Source organism: Bradyrhizobium sp. 2TAF24 (genome assembly GCF_052115025.1).
Lineage (GTDB): Bacteria > Pseudomonadota > Alphaproteobacteria > Rhizobiales > Xanthobacteraceae > Bradyrhizobium_A.
The window spans coordinates 182622-196923 of record NZ_JBFRFW010000004.1 but is presented as its reverse complement, the minus strand read 5'-3'; the positions used below and the strand labels follow the sequence as shown (position 1 = coordinate 196923).

General features: G+C 68.0%; 11 protein-coding genes. 5 read left to right on the top strand and 6 right to left on the bottom strand.

Going from position 1 to position 14302, the window contains the following annotated elements; genetic code table 11:
* Nucleotides 1-114: 114 nt before the first annotated feature.
* Together AB4Z37_RS08785 and AB4Z37_RS08780 are read left to right on the top strand one after the other, a co-directional pair.
* Nucleotides 115-1233: an acetoin dehydrogenase dihydrolipoyllysine-residue acetyltransferase subunit gene (locus tag AB4Z37_RS08785; protein ID WP_441516324.1), complete on the top strand. Its 1119-nt coding sequence runs from the start codon at nt 115-117 to the stop codon at nt 1231-1233.
* Between the two features lie 151 nt (nt 1234-1384).
* Nucleotides 1385-1729 (top strand): carboxymuconolactone decarboxylase family protein, encoded by a 345-nt coding sequence (locus AB4Z37_RS08780; RefSeq protein ID WP_441516323.1) that lies wholly within the window; start codon nt 1385-1387, stop codon nt 1727-1729.
* Between the two features lie 27 nt (nt 1730-1756).
* Here AB4Z37_RS08780 and AB4Z37_RS08775 read toward each other — a convergent pair whose 3' ends face one another.
* The 4 genes from AB4Z37_RS08775 to AB4Z37_RS08760 all read right to left on the bottom strand — a co-directional run bounded on the left by AB4Z37_RS08775 (nt 1757) and on the right by AB4Z37_RS08760 (nt 8911).
* Nucleotides 1757-2035, bottom strand: coding sequence for a hypothetical protein (locus AB4Z37_RS08775; RefSeq protein ID WP_441516322.1), 279 nt, complete (start codon nt 2033-2035; stop codon nt 1757-1759).
* A gap of 368 nt (nt 2036-2403) precedes the next feature.
* Nucleotides 2404-2553 carry a hypothetical protein gene (locus tag AB4Z37_RS08770; protein WP_441516321.1) on the bottom strand — a complete coding sequence of 50 codons (150 nt, stop codon included), beginning with the start codon at nt 2551-2553 and terminating at the stop codon, nt 2404-2406.
* An 84-nt stretch (nt 2554-2637) separates the two neighbouring features.
* A complete protein-coding gene (locus tag AB4Z37_RS08765) occupies nt 2638-7095 on the bottom strand; it encodes a cytochrome P450 (protein ID WP_441516320.1) in 4458 nt (1485 codons plus the stop codon).
* Between the two features lie 49 nt (nt 7096-7144).
* Entirely contained in the window at nt 7145-8911 is a 1767-nt protein-coding gene (locus AB4Z37_RS08760; protein WP_441516319.1) for a tetratricopeptide repeat protein, read from the bottom strand.
* Between the two features lie 938 nt (nt 8912-9849).
* Here AB4Z37_RS08760 and AB4Z37_RS08755 point away from each other — a divergent pair.
* Complete coding sequence (locus tag AB4Z37_RS08755; protein ID WP_441516318.1) at nt 9850-10974, top strand: HPP family protein; 1125 nt, start codon at nt 9850-9852, stop codon at nt 10972-10974.
* Nucleotides 10975-10998: 24 nt separating this feature from the next.
* Here AB4Z37_RS08755 and AB4Z37_RS08750 read toward each other — a convergent pair whose 3' ends face one another.
* Entirely contained in the window at nt 10999-11472 is a 474-nt protein-coding gene (locus AB4Z37_RS08750) for an Lrp/AsnC family transcriptional regulator (RefSeq protein ID WP_441516317.1), read from the bottom strand.
* A 359-nt stretch (nt 11473-11831) separates the two neighbouring features.
* Between AB4Z37_RS08750 and rocD the strand changes: the two genes are divergently transcribed.
* Entirely contained in the window at nt 11832-13061 is a 1230-nt protein-coding gene (gene rocD / locus AB4Z37_RS08745; protein ID WP_441516316.1) for an ornithine--oxo-acid transaminase, read from the top strand.
* Between the two features lie 100 nt (nt 13062-13161).
* The gene (locus tag AB4Z37_RS08740) at nt 13162-13464 is read left to right on the top strand and encodes a hypothetical protein (RefSeq protein ID WP_441516315.1); all 303 of its coding nucleotides are present in this window, start codon (nt 13162-13164) and stop codon (nt 13462-13464) included.
* 31 nt (nt 13465-13495) lie between these two features.
* Here AB4Z37_RS08740 and AB4Z37_RS08735 read toward each other — a convergent pair whose 3' ends face one another.
* Nucleotides 13496-14269 carry an SDR family NAD(P)-dependent oxidoreductase gene (locus tag AB4Z37_RS08735; RefSeq protein WP_441516314.1) on the bottom strand — a complete coding sequence of 258 codons (774 nt, stop codon included), beginning with the start codon at nt 14267-14269 and terminating at the stop codon, nt 13496-13498.
* Nucleotides 14270-14302: the final 33 nt, after the last annotated feature.

The following is a 14302-nucleotide window of genomic DNA, read 5'->3' as shown; positions in this document are numbered from 1 at the left end:
GCCGCCCCCGGACCGCGCGGCGGTCCAATCCCCCTCCCGGACCCGCGCGCCCGGGGGCGGCCCACATTCACGAGCGTGCGCCCGTGCGGCGCCTACAAGCAGGATACCGGAGCGATGTTGAACGAGCGCATCAAGCCGATCGTCATGCCCAAATGGGGGCTGTCGATGTCGGAAGGAAAAGTCACAGGCTGGCTGAGGCCGGTCGGTAGCCGCCTTTCGGTCGGCGACGAGATTCTCGAAGTGGAGACCGACAAGATCGCCGGCGTCGTCGAGGCCGGTGACGGTGGCACGCTGCGGCGGGTGATCGGGGAGCCCGCAACGGTCTATCCGGTCAAGGCGCTGCTCGGCGTCATCGCCGATGACGAGGTGCCGGACGCCGACATCGACGCCTATGTCGCCGGCTATGTCACGCCGGCCGCCGACGAGGACGACGAGGCGCAGGCCGGTCCGCGGACTGAATTCGTGGAGACGCCGGCCGGCACGCTGCGCTACGCCAAGCGCGGCGAGGGCGAGAGAACCGTGGTGCTGGTGCACGGCTTTGGTGGCGACCTCGACAACTGGCTGTTCAACATCGATGCGCTGGCTGCGGACGCCACAGTCTACGCGCTCGACCTGCCGGGGCACGGCCAGTCCATCAAGACCATCGCCGAGCCGTCGCTCGCCGGGCTGTCACGGGCACTGGTCGGCTTCATGGATGCGGTCGGCATCGCGCGCGCTGATCTCGTCGGCCATTCCATGGGCGGTGCGGTGGCGCTGCGCACCGCGCTCGATGCGCCGGCACGGGTGCGGTCGCTGTCGCTGATCGCCTCAGCCGGTCTTGGGCCGGAGATCAACGGCGGCTACATCTCCGGTTTCGTCGGCGCGGCCTCGCGGCGTGATCTCAAGCCGGTGCTGGAGCAGCTGTTCGAGGACCCCGGTCTCGTCAGCCGCCAGCTCGTCGACGACCTTCTCAAGTACAAGCGGCTCGACGGTGTCGGCGCTGCGCTGTCGGCGCTGTCCGGTGCGCTGTTTGCCGACGGGCGGCAGGCGAGCGTTCTGGCAGGCGATATGGCGGCGCTGCAGCAGCCGGTCCTGGTGATCTGGGGGGCGGGTGACCGCATCATTCCGGCATCCCACGCGGACGGCGTTGCCGGCCATGCCACCGTCGAGATCATCGATGGTGCCGGCCATATGGTGCAAATGGAGAAGGCGGGGCGGGTCAACGATCTCGTCCGTGCGCACATCGCGCGTTGAAGGCGCGATCACGGCCACTGAACGCGACAGCACCCGGCGGGCCGCGTTGCTTCGCCGGGAGCCGACGTGATGACCGGACAGCGCAGCCGGTTGACGGCGGCCTGGTCTTCACATGAACTGCTCGACATCACGACAATCGGGAGAGAGTGTCATGAGTGAAGGTTCGGCGAAGGATCGCCTCAAGGCGATGAACGCCCGCTATGCGGCGCTGGCAAAGGCGGCGCCGCAACCGATGGGGGCGTTTCGCAGCCTGATGATCGAGGCGTCGAAGGACGGCGTGCTGCAGGCGAAGTTCAAGGAGCTGGTGGCAGTGGCGCTCGCCGTGCACCAGAACTGCAGTGATTGCATCCTGTTCCACGTCGCCAACGCCCGCAATCACGGCGCCAGCCGTGAGGAACTCGCCGAGGTGCTTGCAGTCGCGGTCGAGATGGGCGGCGGCCCGAGCTCGGTCTATGCCGGCCACGCGCTCGCCGCCTTCGACGAGCTCGGGCAGTAGCATTCGCGACGACGATGCGTCGCGCCCTCAGACGGGATAGCGCCATTTCAAGGCGCGGAGCAGCACCAGAGTGGCGGGCACGAGGGCGGCGACGATGATCCACAGCAGGATCGGGATCGGTGCGCGCTGGTGCAGATAGGCCATGTACATGGCGAGGCCGAGCAGCGTCATGGTGAGGAGGCTCGTCAACCAGTACAGCGGCGAACGCAGCATGCCGCTCGCGGCATGCCGGGCGCTGTTGCGGCGCGCGCGCACGAGCAGTCCGGTGAGGACAGCGGCGAAGGCGATGGCCAGCACGATCGTCATGATTGGCGTCTCCCTGCGGCGAGCGTGGACGATAGAAGTTGACGAATCGTCACGCGATCATGGAGCGCGTGCGGGTCTCGCGTGATGGTCGTGTCGGTGGCAAGCGAGAAAAATCCTTCACGATTGCCGACATTTTGAATCAATCCAGATTATTTGCGTGCGAGCGACACGTGCGAATACGCACGCATGCCTCACAAGAGGGAACCCGACACGACAAATTGATGCCGCATTGATGATCGACCGTTCATCAAGTGATTGCCGTTGCGTGGGGACGCAGATCCACGGCGATCGCGCGCAACGTCTTTTGGGGTGTTTCGCGTCATGCACATGTCGGGTCGTCGGTCCGCTCGGGCCGCGACGACGCCTGCTCAATCTCGTGGCATCGGCTTGATACGGCCGGTGCGAGGGGGGACTATGCCCATCCGCACCATCAGCGGAGGATTGTTCGCGCATGTCATCGCGGTCGCCGCGATGATCCTGATTGCCGCGGCGTTCTTTTTGCTGCGATAGTTCTGCATTCCCGCATCAATGGAAATGGTAGCAGCCGGGCGTGTAGCATGCGCCCTGTCGGATCATGCCCGACATGAGCAGTCCGGCGCCCGCTATTTGGCGGGCACCGGAGCCTCCATCTCGGCGACGACGCTGACAGGCGCCTGTTCGGCGGCCGGCGCCGCGGCTGCGGGTGGCTGGGCCGCATCCCTGAGGTTGACGAGATAGCGCATTGCCGAGCGGCTCGGCAAGAAGAAGTAGCCGCCGCCGCGCACCGTCGTAAAACTCTGCATGTCGCCGAGCGCCACCGGGCCCGCATGGGTCGGGATGGTGAAGACCCGGGGCTCGCCCGGCACTGCGGTGGCGGTGATCGGGTCGGGTTCGTCGGTGAGGCCGTGGAACACCGGCGAGGAGATCCACGACTGCTGGATGAACTCGAACTGGCGTTCGATGTCGGCACACACGCCGATGAACAGCAGGCCCTTTTCTTCGCGGCCGGTGGCATCGGTCGTGGTGTACGATCGGCCGCGTCGCATCAGGCGATGGCGGTTGGTGATCTGCTGCTGCGTCGGATCGAGCGGCTCGAGGCTGTCGCGCGGGTTGGCGCGGCGCATGTGGGCGCCGAACGGGCAGGTCAGCCCCTGCGGATCGTCGGCGCCGTAGCTGAAGTCGTTGTCGTCGGGCGAGGTCGAGCCGGCGATCAGCGGCACGCCGTTGCGCTGCCGTCCCATCAGCTTCGCCGCCACCCAGTCCGCCGTCACCGGCGCGCCGTCGATGGTCGACAGGCCCGTGCGGGTGCGCAGCTCGTCCGCCTTGCGCTGGGTGAAGGCCTCGAAGCCGTCGGCGTCGAGCGCGAACTGGCGGATCGCCAGGAAGGAGCCGTTGCGGCCGAAGTCGCGGGTGTAGGGCGGCTTGGTGGCGAACGCCGGATAGCGGGCATAGGCGCTCGCCGGCACGTTCGGCAGCGCATCGACGTGATCGCTCTCCGGGTCGACGGTCGGGGTCGGCGGAAAGTAGTTCTGGTTGTTGCGGTAGCCGAGGATGAATTCGCCGGGCTCGACCGTGTCGCGCGGCAGCGCGCCGAGATTGAAGCGCTGCGTGCCCTTGATCACCGGCTGGGAGATGCCTTCGCGGAAGCCGAAGTGATTGTAGCTCGGCTTGTCCGGCGCGACCGGGCTCGTCTCGACGACATGCAGGAAGGCGCGCTCGCGGCCGCCGAGATGGGTGGCGTGCTGCGCCAGCAGCTGCGCACATTCGTCCGGCGACTGGCCATAGACGAGCAGCACGGCGTCGGCCGCCTCACGCGCGCCGTCGCCCTCGGGGCGCGGCTGGTCGGCCCACAGCCAGTGATCGGGGCCGGATGCGGCGGCATCGCCCAGCACGCGGCTGCGCCGTGCCATGCCGAAGTTGAAAACGCTCGGGAACGAGGCGAGGCCTTCGTCGGCGACCGCGGCCGACAGGCCGAGCTTGGCAAGACCGCTCGCCGAGAAGCCGACGAACGTCGCCGCGGCGCTGAAGCGCTTGTCGCCGAAGGCGAGCGCCGCGGGCGTGCGGGACTGCTGGTCGGCGGTGGAGAAGCCGATGTCGGGCATCACCGTCTTCAGCCAGCCGCGGCAGGTCGCGGCGTCGTCCGGCAGGCGCACCAGCGCGCAGCCCATGAATGGCAGCTCGCCGAGGCCGCGGAACACCAGCGACTGCACCTCGTCGGTCTCGATCGCATAGTCCGGCCGCGGCAGCGACGCGAAGCAGTCGAGCCAGGCGCGTGCCGCGGTCTCGGTGCGGGCGCGCATCAGGCCGTCATGGATCACGGCATTGTCGCGGATCTGGTCGGTGGTGAGGCGCGGGAAGCGGCTGTACCAGAACTGCGAGCGCACCTGCTGGCGGCGGACCCAGCGCTTGAAGCGGTCGCCGTCCTCAGCACCGCCATAGATCAGGAACCGGGTGCGCGGGAAGCCGACGCCGTTGCTCCACGCCGCCGACTGGCCGGCATGGGCCTTCATCACGAAATCCTCGAGATAGCTCTCCCAGCTGCCGTCGAAGTTCGACAGGAAGATCAGCTTCTCGGTGCCCGGCAGGCGGAACCAGCGGGCGTAGTGGATGGTGCCCATGTCGAGCACGAAGCCGGGGCGATAGGCGTTCACCACCAGCTGCTTGATGCCCCACAACGACAGCGCCAGCGTCAGCTTGCGGAACCAGCCGGGCTTGAGCGGGGTCACCGCGGTGAAGTGGTTCTGCACATAGCCGCTGGCGTTCTCGGGCGCGGAGACCTCCTGGATATGCGCGAACACCGCCTCGCGATCGTCGGGCAGGTCGTGGTCTTCATGCCAGCGCAGCAGTGCGAGGAAGCCGGCGACGACAGCGCCGGCCAGTACCAGTGTCACGGTCAGCGCGGCGCCGGCCGCGACCGTCAGCCGTCCGAGCAATGCCGGTGACCAGCTCGCGCCGAGCGACAGATAGACGATCAGCGCGCTGGCGACGAAGAGGCCGGCGAGGGTCCAGTACACCGGATTGAGCGCGCCACAGGTGAGGAACGCCGCCAGCGCCTGGCGCCCGGTGCGGCCGGTCCAGTCGGAAATCGCGAGCGTGCGGCGGCTCGGGCGGATCATGAAGTCGGCGAAGCCCTTGCCGCGCGCCAGCAGGTCACGCACGCGGGCGCGCTCGGCTTCCGGCACCGACGGGGTGTTGGCATAGGCGACGAAACGCGGGTTCTGCCGGATGAAGCCGCGGACATAGTCGAGCGCCACCATGGCGCGGCTGCCGAGGCCGAGATGGTTGTCCTGGTAGTGCTGCAGCGCGTCGCGGGCGAACGCGGCAAGCTCGGTCTGCCGGGCGATGTCGTCGACGGCGAACTCCGGCGTGCCGTTGAAGTTGAGGCCGGTCGCGCCCCACGGCCTGGTCTCGAATGGGATCGCGAAACGGTCGAGGGCTTCCGCGAGGGAGAGCTGCTCGGCGCCGTCGGCGAGGGCGAAGATCGGTCCGAGCCAGGGCTGGGCCGCAGTGGCATAGCGCGGCAGCGCGCTGGCGCGATCGCCATCGAGGTTGAGCTCGAGCACGAGGGTGTGGACGGGCGCGGCATCGCTGCCGACATTGACCATGGACAGCGAGGTGAAGTGCACGATGCCGGCGGCCGTGAGCGTCCGCGCGACATCGTCGCTGGCCGGATTGCCGAGGGTGTCGATCAGCGCCTGTGCCTGCGGCGCGCGGGCCGCCGGCACCGGCGCGCACACCACCAGCATGGTCTGGCTGCGCGGCGATGCGGTGGGCGCGAACTCGACATCGAGGCGGCGCGGGAACGGACCGACCGAGACGGGACGGCCGGCGGCGTCGGTGCTGCGGCGCAGGTCCTTCTGCTGGAACAGCGCGCCAAAAATCTCCTGCATCTGGGTCAGCGCGACGTATTTGCCGAGGCACCAGTGAGGACCGACGCCGAAGATCAGGTCGGGCTCGTTGGCGCGGCCGAGTTCGAAGCGGTTCGGCGCGGCGAAGCGGCGGCGGTCGCGCAGCGCTGACGACGTCGCGACCATCAGGATCGAGCCGGCCGGTACCCTGCGGGCGCGCCAGGTGCCGGGCGCGATGACGCCGTCGTGCTTGGCGTAGCGCCACTGCCCCGGCGACAGCGCCGGGCTGAGGCGCGCGGCCTCCAGCAGGTACTCGCCGAGCTTGGTCTTGTCGCCGGTCTTGGCGGCGGCAATGGCGCCGGCGAGCGCGTTCGGCTCGCCGAGCAGCACGTCGAAGGCCTTGCCGGCCGCCAGTGTCAGCGTCGGGATCAGGCCGGTGGCAAGCCCCATCAGGTTGGAGCGGATCATGTCGTCGGTGACCTGCGGGTTGCTGCCCTGCAGGGCCAGCAGGCGGGTCATCAGGTTGTCGGCCGGCGGCGGATCGCCGGTCACCATCCGTGTCTTGGTCCGCGCGATCGAGCGGTCGATGGTGCGGCGGACGTCGAAGGCGGCACGCAGCGCCCGCTGGTAGGTGTCCTCGTTGCCGAACGGATCGGCGAACAGCAGCAGCGAGATCGCGATGGTGTAGCCGGCGAAGCTGTCATAGTCGTCGACCTCGATGCCGAGATAGTCGGCGCCGACCTCCGCCGCCACGCGGGTGATGAGGTCCTTCATGATGTCGATGCGCCCGCCCGAGGCGGCGAGCAGACGCTGCGACAGCGCCGCCGTCTGGCTGCGGATGGCGTCGACGTCGCCGCGCCTGACCACGCTGGCGAGGATCGCGTGCTGCTGCTGCTGCTCGGGACCGTCCATGCCGAGCACGAGGTTGACGCCGGCGAGCTGGGTCATCTCCGGGCCGAACGGCACCTCGAACGTCGTGCTGTCGCCGAGCACCTGGCGCACATCGGCGTCGCGGGTGACGACGACGAGGCGGCCGAACTTCGGGTTCGGCCACAGGGCGCGGAAGATCGCGAATGCGATCAGCACCGCCTTGGCGAACAGCCAGGAGGCGGTCCGCGACGCCAGCGAGGAGCTGGCGTACGCGTCGATGTCGAAGTCGGGGATCTGCGGCTGCCCGGTGCGGTTCTGCGTCAGGCGGGCATTGATGGTGTCGAAATATTTGAAAACGGGCATGGCTCCGCTCGCAATTTGCGGATGGAAACGAAATCGGAAAAAGCAGTCGTCAAGCAGGATCGAATTGATTCACCGGCGCACCGGATGCCGAACGGGCGACCGACGCCAGCGCTTTGGCGAAGTAGTCCGTCCAGGTGCGGTCGGTGAAGGGAAGCCATTCAATATAGCTGCGCGAAAAGTCGGGCTTGGCAATCATCATTTCGGCGAATGCCTGTTTCGCCGCGGCAAGGTCTCCCTGCTCGAACAGGGCCGTCACCTTGATCATGCATGCATACCAGTAGCCGGGGCGGCGCATCAAGGCGCGATCGGCGAATCCGATAGCCTGCGGCCATTCGCGGCACATGCAATGGGCGATGGCGAGTTCGCCGAGCGGATAGAAAACATGGATGTCGTTGGGGCTCAGCCGCAGCGCCATCTCGAGCGGCGCGAACGCCTCCTTCGGCCGGCCGGACAGGATCAGGCAGCTGCCGAGCTCGGCATGGGCGAGCGCCAGGCTCGGATTGAGGTCGATCGCGCGGCGCAGCATGTCTTCCGCGGTATCGGTGCGGCGCAGCCACATCTCGGCCATGCCGGCGAGCATGTGGCCGCGGCCGTCGTTGCAGTCGGCGAGGATGGCATGCTGGGCGTAGCGGCGCATCTCCTGGATCTTGCTGGCGGGCAGCCGGCCGGTCCAGATCGACCAGCTCAGGTAGAAGGTGTGCTGAATCAAGGCTTCGGAGGATTCCGGGTCGAGCACCAGCGCTTCGGCGAACAGCCGCCGCGCCTTCTCGGCGTCGTCCCGGGAGAAGCGGTTGAGGTGCCAGCGGCCGCGCCACACCAGGTCGTTGACGTCGAGGGAGTCGCGCCGCCCGTTGCGCGCGCGCAGCTGCTCGGCATGGTCGATGCGGCTGTCGAGGGCGGCGACCAGCTCGGCGACCACCTGCTCGATGTGCTCGAAGCCGCACGGTGAGGGCAGGCCGAGCCGCTGCGACCACAGTGTCAGGTTGCTGGTGGCGTCCGTCAGGCTGATATGCAGCATGAATTTGCCGCCGAACCGGCGCAGCCGGCCGTCGAGCAGGTAGCGTGCGTCGAGCTGCTGGCTGATGCCCTTGCGATCGTCCTGGCCGGCGAAGCTGAAGCTCGAGCCGCGGGCGATCACCGGCAGCCAGCGCAGGCACGACAGGCGGTCGATCAGGTCCTCGCTGATACCTTCGGAAATATAGTCGTTCGCGGCGTCGCCGGTGAGATTCTCGAACGACAGCACCGCGAGGGCCGGGCGGTCCTTGAAGGTGCCGCGCAACGGATCGGCCGGCACCGCGGCCGATTTCTGCGTTCTCGTCGCCGGCTCCTGCGCCGCGCTGCCATTGCCCGCCGCGCCGCGCGCGGTCCGCTTCTTGAACAGGCTGGCGCGGTCGTGGCGCTGCTCGCGCAGCCACTCCTCGAAGGCGGCTTCGCCGGAAATGTCGAGGCCTTCGAGGAAATCACCGCCCGCGGCGTCGCCTGGTGCCAGACGGGAGGCGCGGGTATCGATGTCGATGCGCTCGAGCCGCAGGCGGATGACGTCGCGCTCACAGATCAGCAGCGGATCATCGGCGTGATTGAGCAGCTTGCGCAGATTGAGAAGCTCGCGCCGCAGGCTGCCCTGCGCTTCCTGGGTCTGGCGGCTGCCCCACAGGCGGTCCTGCAGCCAGGCGCGGGTGCGTTCGCCGTCGCGTGCCGTCGCCAGCATGGCGATCAGCGCCATGCCCTTCTTGCTGGAAATACCGACTCGTTCGCCGCCGGGGGCGGACAACCGGAAGGGACCCAACAAGCTCAGCTGGTACTGTGAACGCGACATACCCCTTAGGTCCCCAGAACCTTGCGGAGGTTAACATTTTTCACGGTTTTATCACGCTTTTTTCGACGCTCGGCGACGCCGGCCTCACGATCTGCGGACGCGGTTGCGGTACAAGAGTCCTGCTGAGGTAAGGCACTCGCCGGACATAGGGCGGCGGGCAGTCCGAAGGGCAAGTGGCGGCCTTCCGGACGATGCCAATAAGGGGCGGCCGTATTGCGACGGCCCAAATCGATTTCATCACCAAACAATTTTCAGCACCGCGGGTGCTCCGGTGATCCCCGGGGCACCCGTCGGTCTGATTCAGCCCGGCCGATCCCCATCGTGTGCCGCGCATGCCGCACTCACCGCTCGAGCGCTACAGATATCGTAGCTAAGGCAGCCGGTCCAGTGCCGCGGTGCAGCAGGCCGCCGCAACCGCGACGATGCTCGCCCTCGGCCCAGACGTGACACGCGTCGACGCTTGAGCCGGCCGAAACAGGCTGGGGCACCGACATGGGCACAGATTTCCGGCGGGCGGATCTGGCCGGCGCGTACGCCGTCTGGCGCCAAGATGTGGACGCCGTGGTGACAGTCGCCGACCGAGCTCGTGCTCGGCTCAGGATTGCCGTCGATGTCTACCCGGATACCGTCAACGAAGCCCGCTCCGCGGTCGTGTGCCCCGCGGGGGTTTCATGCGAAGTGTCCGTGGCGGGCCGCGGTTTTTGCGGTTGCGTTCCCGGCGCGGATAGGAGAGGGTCCCGCCGCGCGCAGCGTGGCGCGCGTCCGCGGGCCGGGACCGCAAGGTTGGTCCAACGGGCTCATGCCGTGTGCGGGTGATGTCGTGGGCGCGCCATCGTGCTTCGCATCGCGTTCGTGTCGCCCTGGTGTCGTGCCTTGTGGTGTCGTCGCCTGAGTGTCGTCGCCCGAGTGTCTTGGGCATTTCTCATTTCCGGAACATCGTGTCGTCTGATCCGCTCCCGCGCGCATCGCGCCTGTCGCGTTGGCTTCGCTTTCTCGAAACCGTCGCTCCGGTTCTGCCGGGCGCCACGCTGCGCGACCGGCTGATCGCCTGCTTCGGTGCGCTGGTCGCGGTCGGTCTCACCGGGCTGCTGTGCACAGTCGGCTTCGGCCATGACGCCCGCGCGCCGCTGCTGGTGGCGTCCATCGGCGCGTCCGCGGTGCTGCTGTTTGCGGTGCCCGCGAGCCCACTGGCGCAGCCCTGGCCGATCATCGGCGGCAACAGCGTGTCGGCGCTGGTCGGCATCGTGGTGGCGCGGGCGATCGGCGATCCGTTGCTCGCCGCCGCTGTCGCAGCTGCGCTCGCGATCGCGGTGATGTCGCTGGCGCGCTGCCTGCATCCGCCGGGCGGTGCCATGGCGCTCACGGCCGTGTTCGGCGGGCCGGCGGTGGTGGCTTCGGGGTGGATGTTTCCGCTGGTGCCGGTCGCGCTCAACTGCGTGGTGCTGGTGGCGCTCGGCTGGCTGTTCCACCGCTTCACCCGCCATGCCTATCCGCACCGGGTCGATACGCCGGAGAACACGCACGGCACGGCGGATCGCCCGGCCGCGCTGCGCACCGGCTTTCGTGCCGAGGATCTCGATGGCGCGCTGCACGATTTCGGCGAAGCCTTCGACATCGATCGCGCCGATCTCGATCGCCTGCTGCGGCGGGTGGAGCAGCGCGCGCTGGAGCGCGCCCATGGCGCGCTCAGCTGCGCCGACATCATGTCGCGCGATGTCATCTGCATCGACGAGGATGCCGACCCGGCTGCGGCACGCGCGCTGCTGCTGGACCATGCCGTGTGGTCGCTGCCGGTGGTGGATCGCGCGCGGCGGGTGGTCGGGGCCGTTGGCCTGCGTGAGCTCGCCCGGCCCGGCCGCCAGGTGCGCGAGCTGATGGCGGACGCCCGCACCGCGCAGCCACAGACGCCGGCCCTGCGGCTGCTGGCGCCGCTGACCGACGGGCGCACCCATGCGGTGATCGTGGTCGATCGTCACCGCCACGCGATCGGCGTCGTCACGCAGACCGATCTGCTGGCGGCGATGGCGCGCGCGGACGGTGAAGCTCGCGCCATGGTGGCGTGACGGCGGGCGTCGTTTTCGACCGCCTCACTCCGCGAGCGGCAGCCGGCCGGTGTTCTTGTAGGTCTTGATCGCGAAGTTGGAGCGCACGTCCCTGACATGCGGGAGCTTGAGCAGCTTCTCGAACAGGAAGCGCTGGTAGGCCTCCTGGTCGGCGACCACCACCTCGAGCAGGAAATCCATGTCGCCGGACACCAGCTGGCAGGACAGCACTTCCGGCCAGGTGCCGATCGCCGCGACGAACGCGCTGGCCTCGATCTCCTGGGGACGGTCATACTTGACGCCGACGAACACCGTCACCCCGAGATCCAGCGCCTTGCGGTCGAGATCGACACGCCAGCCGCGGATGATGCCCTCGTCCTCCAGCCGCTTGACCCGGCGCAGGCAGGGCGGCGGCGACAGCCCGATCTTCTCGGCCAGCGCGACATTGGTGATGCGGGCGTCCTTCTGCAATTCGGCGATGATCCGACGATCGAACTGGTCGAGGACGATTTTGGCCATGGCTCTCCCGGGACGCCGGCGCGAGGTCAGGGATATGCGATTAAAGGGTGTCGTCCGCCTTGTAAATGAATGACGGCGCGCAGGGGTCTCGGCTTTTATGGACGGCTTCCGGCGCCTGTTCCGGACCGGAGGGAAGAGCCTTCGATCACGTCCGGATGCCCTGGCGCGGAATGGTTGCGCGGCCTGGTATCGCACTGCCGCAGACCACTCATGCGGAGCTGGCGAAATCCCGGGTGTCACCTCTCGCAGCGGGCACCATGCTGCCTATATTTCCTTTATAAGTGATGTCAGGGAGCCGCAGCTGATTCGGTTTCCCGAAACGGCTGCCCATGCGACCGCTCCCGGCAAGGAGGTGTGTCGTGCATGATCTCGCGGGCCTCGAGGCGCGGTTCGGCGCCACGAACTATGCACCACTGCCAGTCACCATCGTGCGCGGCGACGGCGTCTATCTCTTCGATGAGCAGGGCCGTCGCTACATCGACATGATGGGCGCGTATTCGGCCGTCTCGTTCGGCCACTGCCATCCGCGCCTGATCGCGGCGCTGAGCGGCCAGGCCAGGCGCCTCGACACCATCTCCCGGGCGTATTTCAACGACCGGCTCGGGCCGTTCCTGGCGCGGGCATGTGCGCTCACCGGCATGGACGCGGCACTGCCGATGAACAGCGGCGCGGAGGCGGTCGAGACCGCGCTCAAGGCGGCGCGCAAATGGGCCTACAAGGTCAAGGGCGTGCCCGCCGACCGCGCCGAGATCATCGTCGCCGACGGCAATTTCCACGGCCGCACCATCACCATCGTCGGCTTCTCGTCGGTGCCGCAATATCGCGACGGCTTCGGACCGTTCCCGGCGGGCTTTCGTCATGTGCCGTTTGGCGATGCCACCGCGCTCGCCGCGGCGATCACGCCCAACACGGCTGCGTTCCTGGTCGAGCCGGTGCAGGGCGAGGGCGGCATCAACGTGCCGCCGGACGGCTATCTCGCCGAGGTTGCCGCGATCTGCCGGGCCCACAACGTGCTGCTGCTGTGCGACGAGGTGCAGAGCGGGCTCGGCCGCACCGGGCGGCTGCTGGCGTGCCAGCACGATGGCGTCGCCCCGGATGGCCTGATGCTCGGCAAGGCGCTCGGCGGCGGCCTGCTGCCGGTGTCGCTGTTCCTCGCGCGGCGCGAGGTGATGGACGTGTTCGCGCCTGGCGACCACGGCAGCACCTTCGGCGGCAATCCGATCGCCGCCGCCGTGGGCCTCGCCGCGCTCGATCTGCTGGTCGAGGAGCAACTGGTCGAGCGCTCGGCGCGGATGGGCGCGCACCTGATGCGACGGCTGCAGGCGATCAACAATCCGCTGGTCGCGGAGGTGCGCGGTCGCGGCCTGTTCGTCGGCCTCGAGCTGCGCCGCGATGTCGACGCGGGTGACATGGTGCGCAATCTGCTGCAGGCAGGTGTGCTGACCAAGGACACCCACCGCAACACCATCCGCTTCGCGCCGCCGCTGATCATCGACGAACGCCAGATCGACTGGGCGGTGGACCGCCTTGCCGAGGTGCTCGACGCGGCGGTGCCGCAGACAGTGACCGAAGCCGCGCCGGCGAAGTGACCGGCATTTATATCGGCCATGATGCCGTACGCGATATCGCGCATGCGGCCAAACATGTAAGATGAGGACCAGCCGGCGATCCTCAACTGCAGTGTGGTAAATGCATCTCACGGAACAGACGCTGACCGTCATCGGTATTCCGCTTCTGACGGTACCAGCGCTTGTGATCGGCTGGTCCGGCCTCTATTGCGGCTTGCAGGCCGCCAACAATCTGAAGCCCGATTCAAAGTGGCCAAGCTTGAACGTTAAAACAAGGACGAGGCTGGTTCTGATACCACGCAGCGAGCTTACCGAAACAGGGCTCTGGTATCGCCGTCGCGCCTATATCCTATCTCTTGCGCTGTACACCTGGGTTATCATGGTCGCGTCCTTATGGTATTTCGCGATACGGCTGATGTCGTGAGGGTGTCACCTCGGCGCTTATGAATGACGTACTAATGCATCAAGCGGCCACCGGCGATGTCGAGCGTCGCGCCGGTGATCCAGGCCGCGCTGTCCGAGGCAAGAAACAGCGCCGCGCCGGCGACGTCCGCTGGCGTGCCCAGGCGGTTCAGCGGATGCAGCGCGGCGATGGTCGCGCGCTGCGCTTCGGGCATGTGGCGCGCGGTGCGTTCGGTGAGGATCGCCGACGGCGACACGCAGTTGACACGGATCGTGAACGGGCCGACCTCCTGCGCGAGGTGACGCGTCAGCATGATCACGCCGGCTTTCGCCGACGCATAGGCTGAGGATGCCGCTGACGCTGCACGGCCGGCGGTGGAGGCCATGGTCACGATCGCGCCGGAACGGCGTTCGCGCATCGCCGGCAGGAAGGCCTTCAGCGTCAGGAAGGTCGCGGTGAGATTGTGGTCGAGCGCCGAGCGCCAGTCCTCCTCGCGCGTCTCATGCACGGGAGCCGGTCGTGCGGTGCCGCCGCCGGCGAACGCCATCAGGATGTCGATTGCACCCAAGCGCGCGGTGATCGCGATGCGGGCGCGGTCGAGTGCGGCGGCGTCGGTGCAGTCGGCCTCGACTGCGAACGCCTCGGCACCGTCTTGCGTCAGTTCGTTGATCACCCGCGCTAGCGCCGCGGTGTCGCGGCCGCCGACCGCGATGCGCACGCCATTGGCTGCGAGCCAGCGGCAGGTCTCGGCGCCGATGCCGCCGGAACCTCCGGTGACGAACGCCACCTTGCCGGCGAGATCGGGATAGATCGGGTACCGCAGCATCTGAACACTCCACGCAACCGACATTGAACCTGC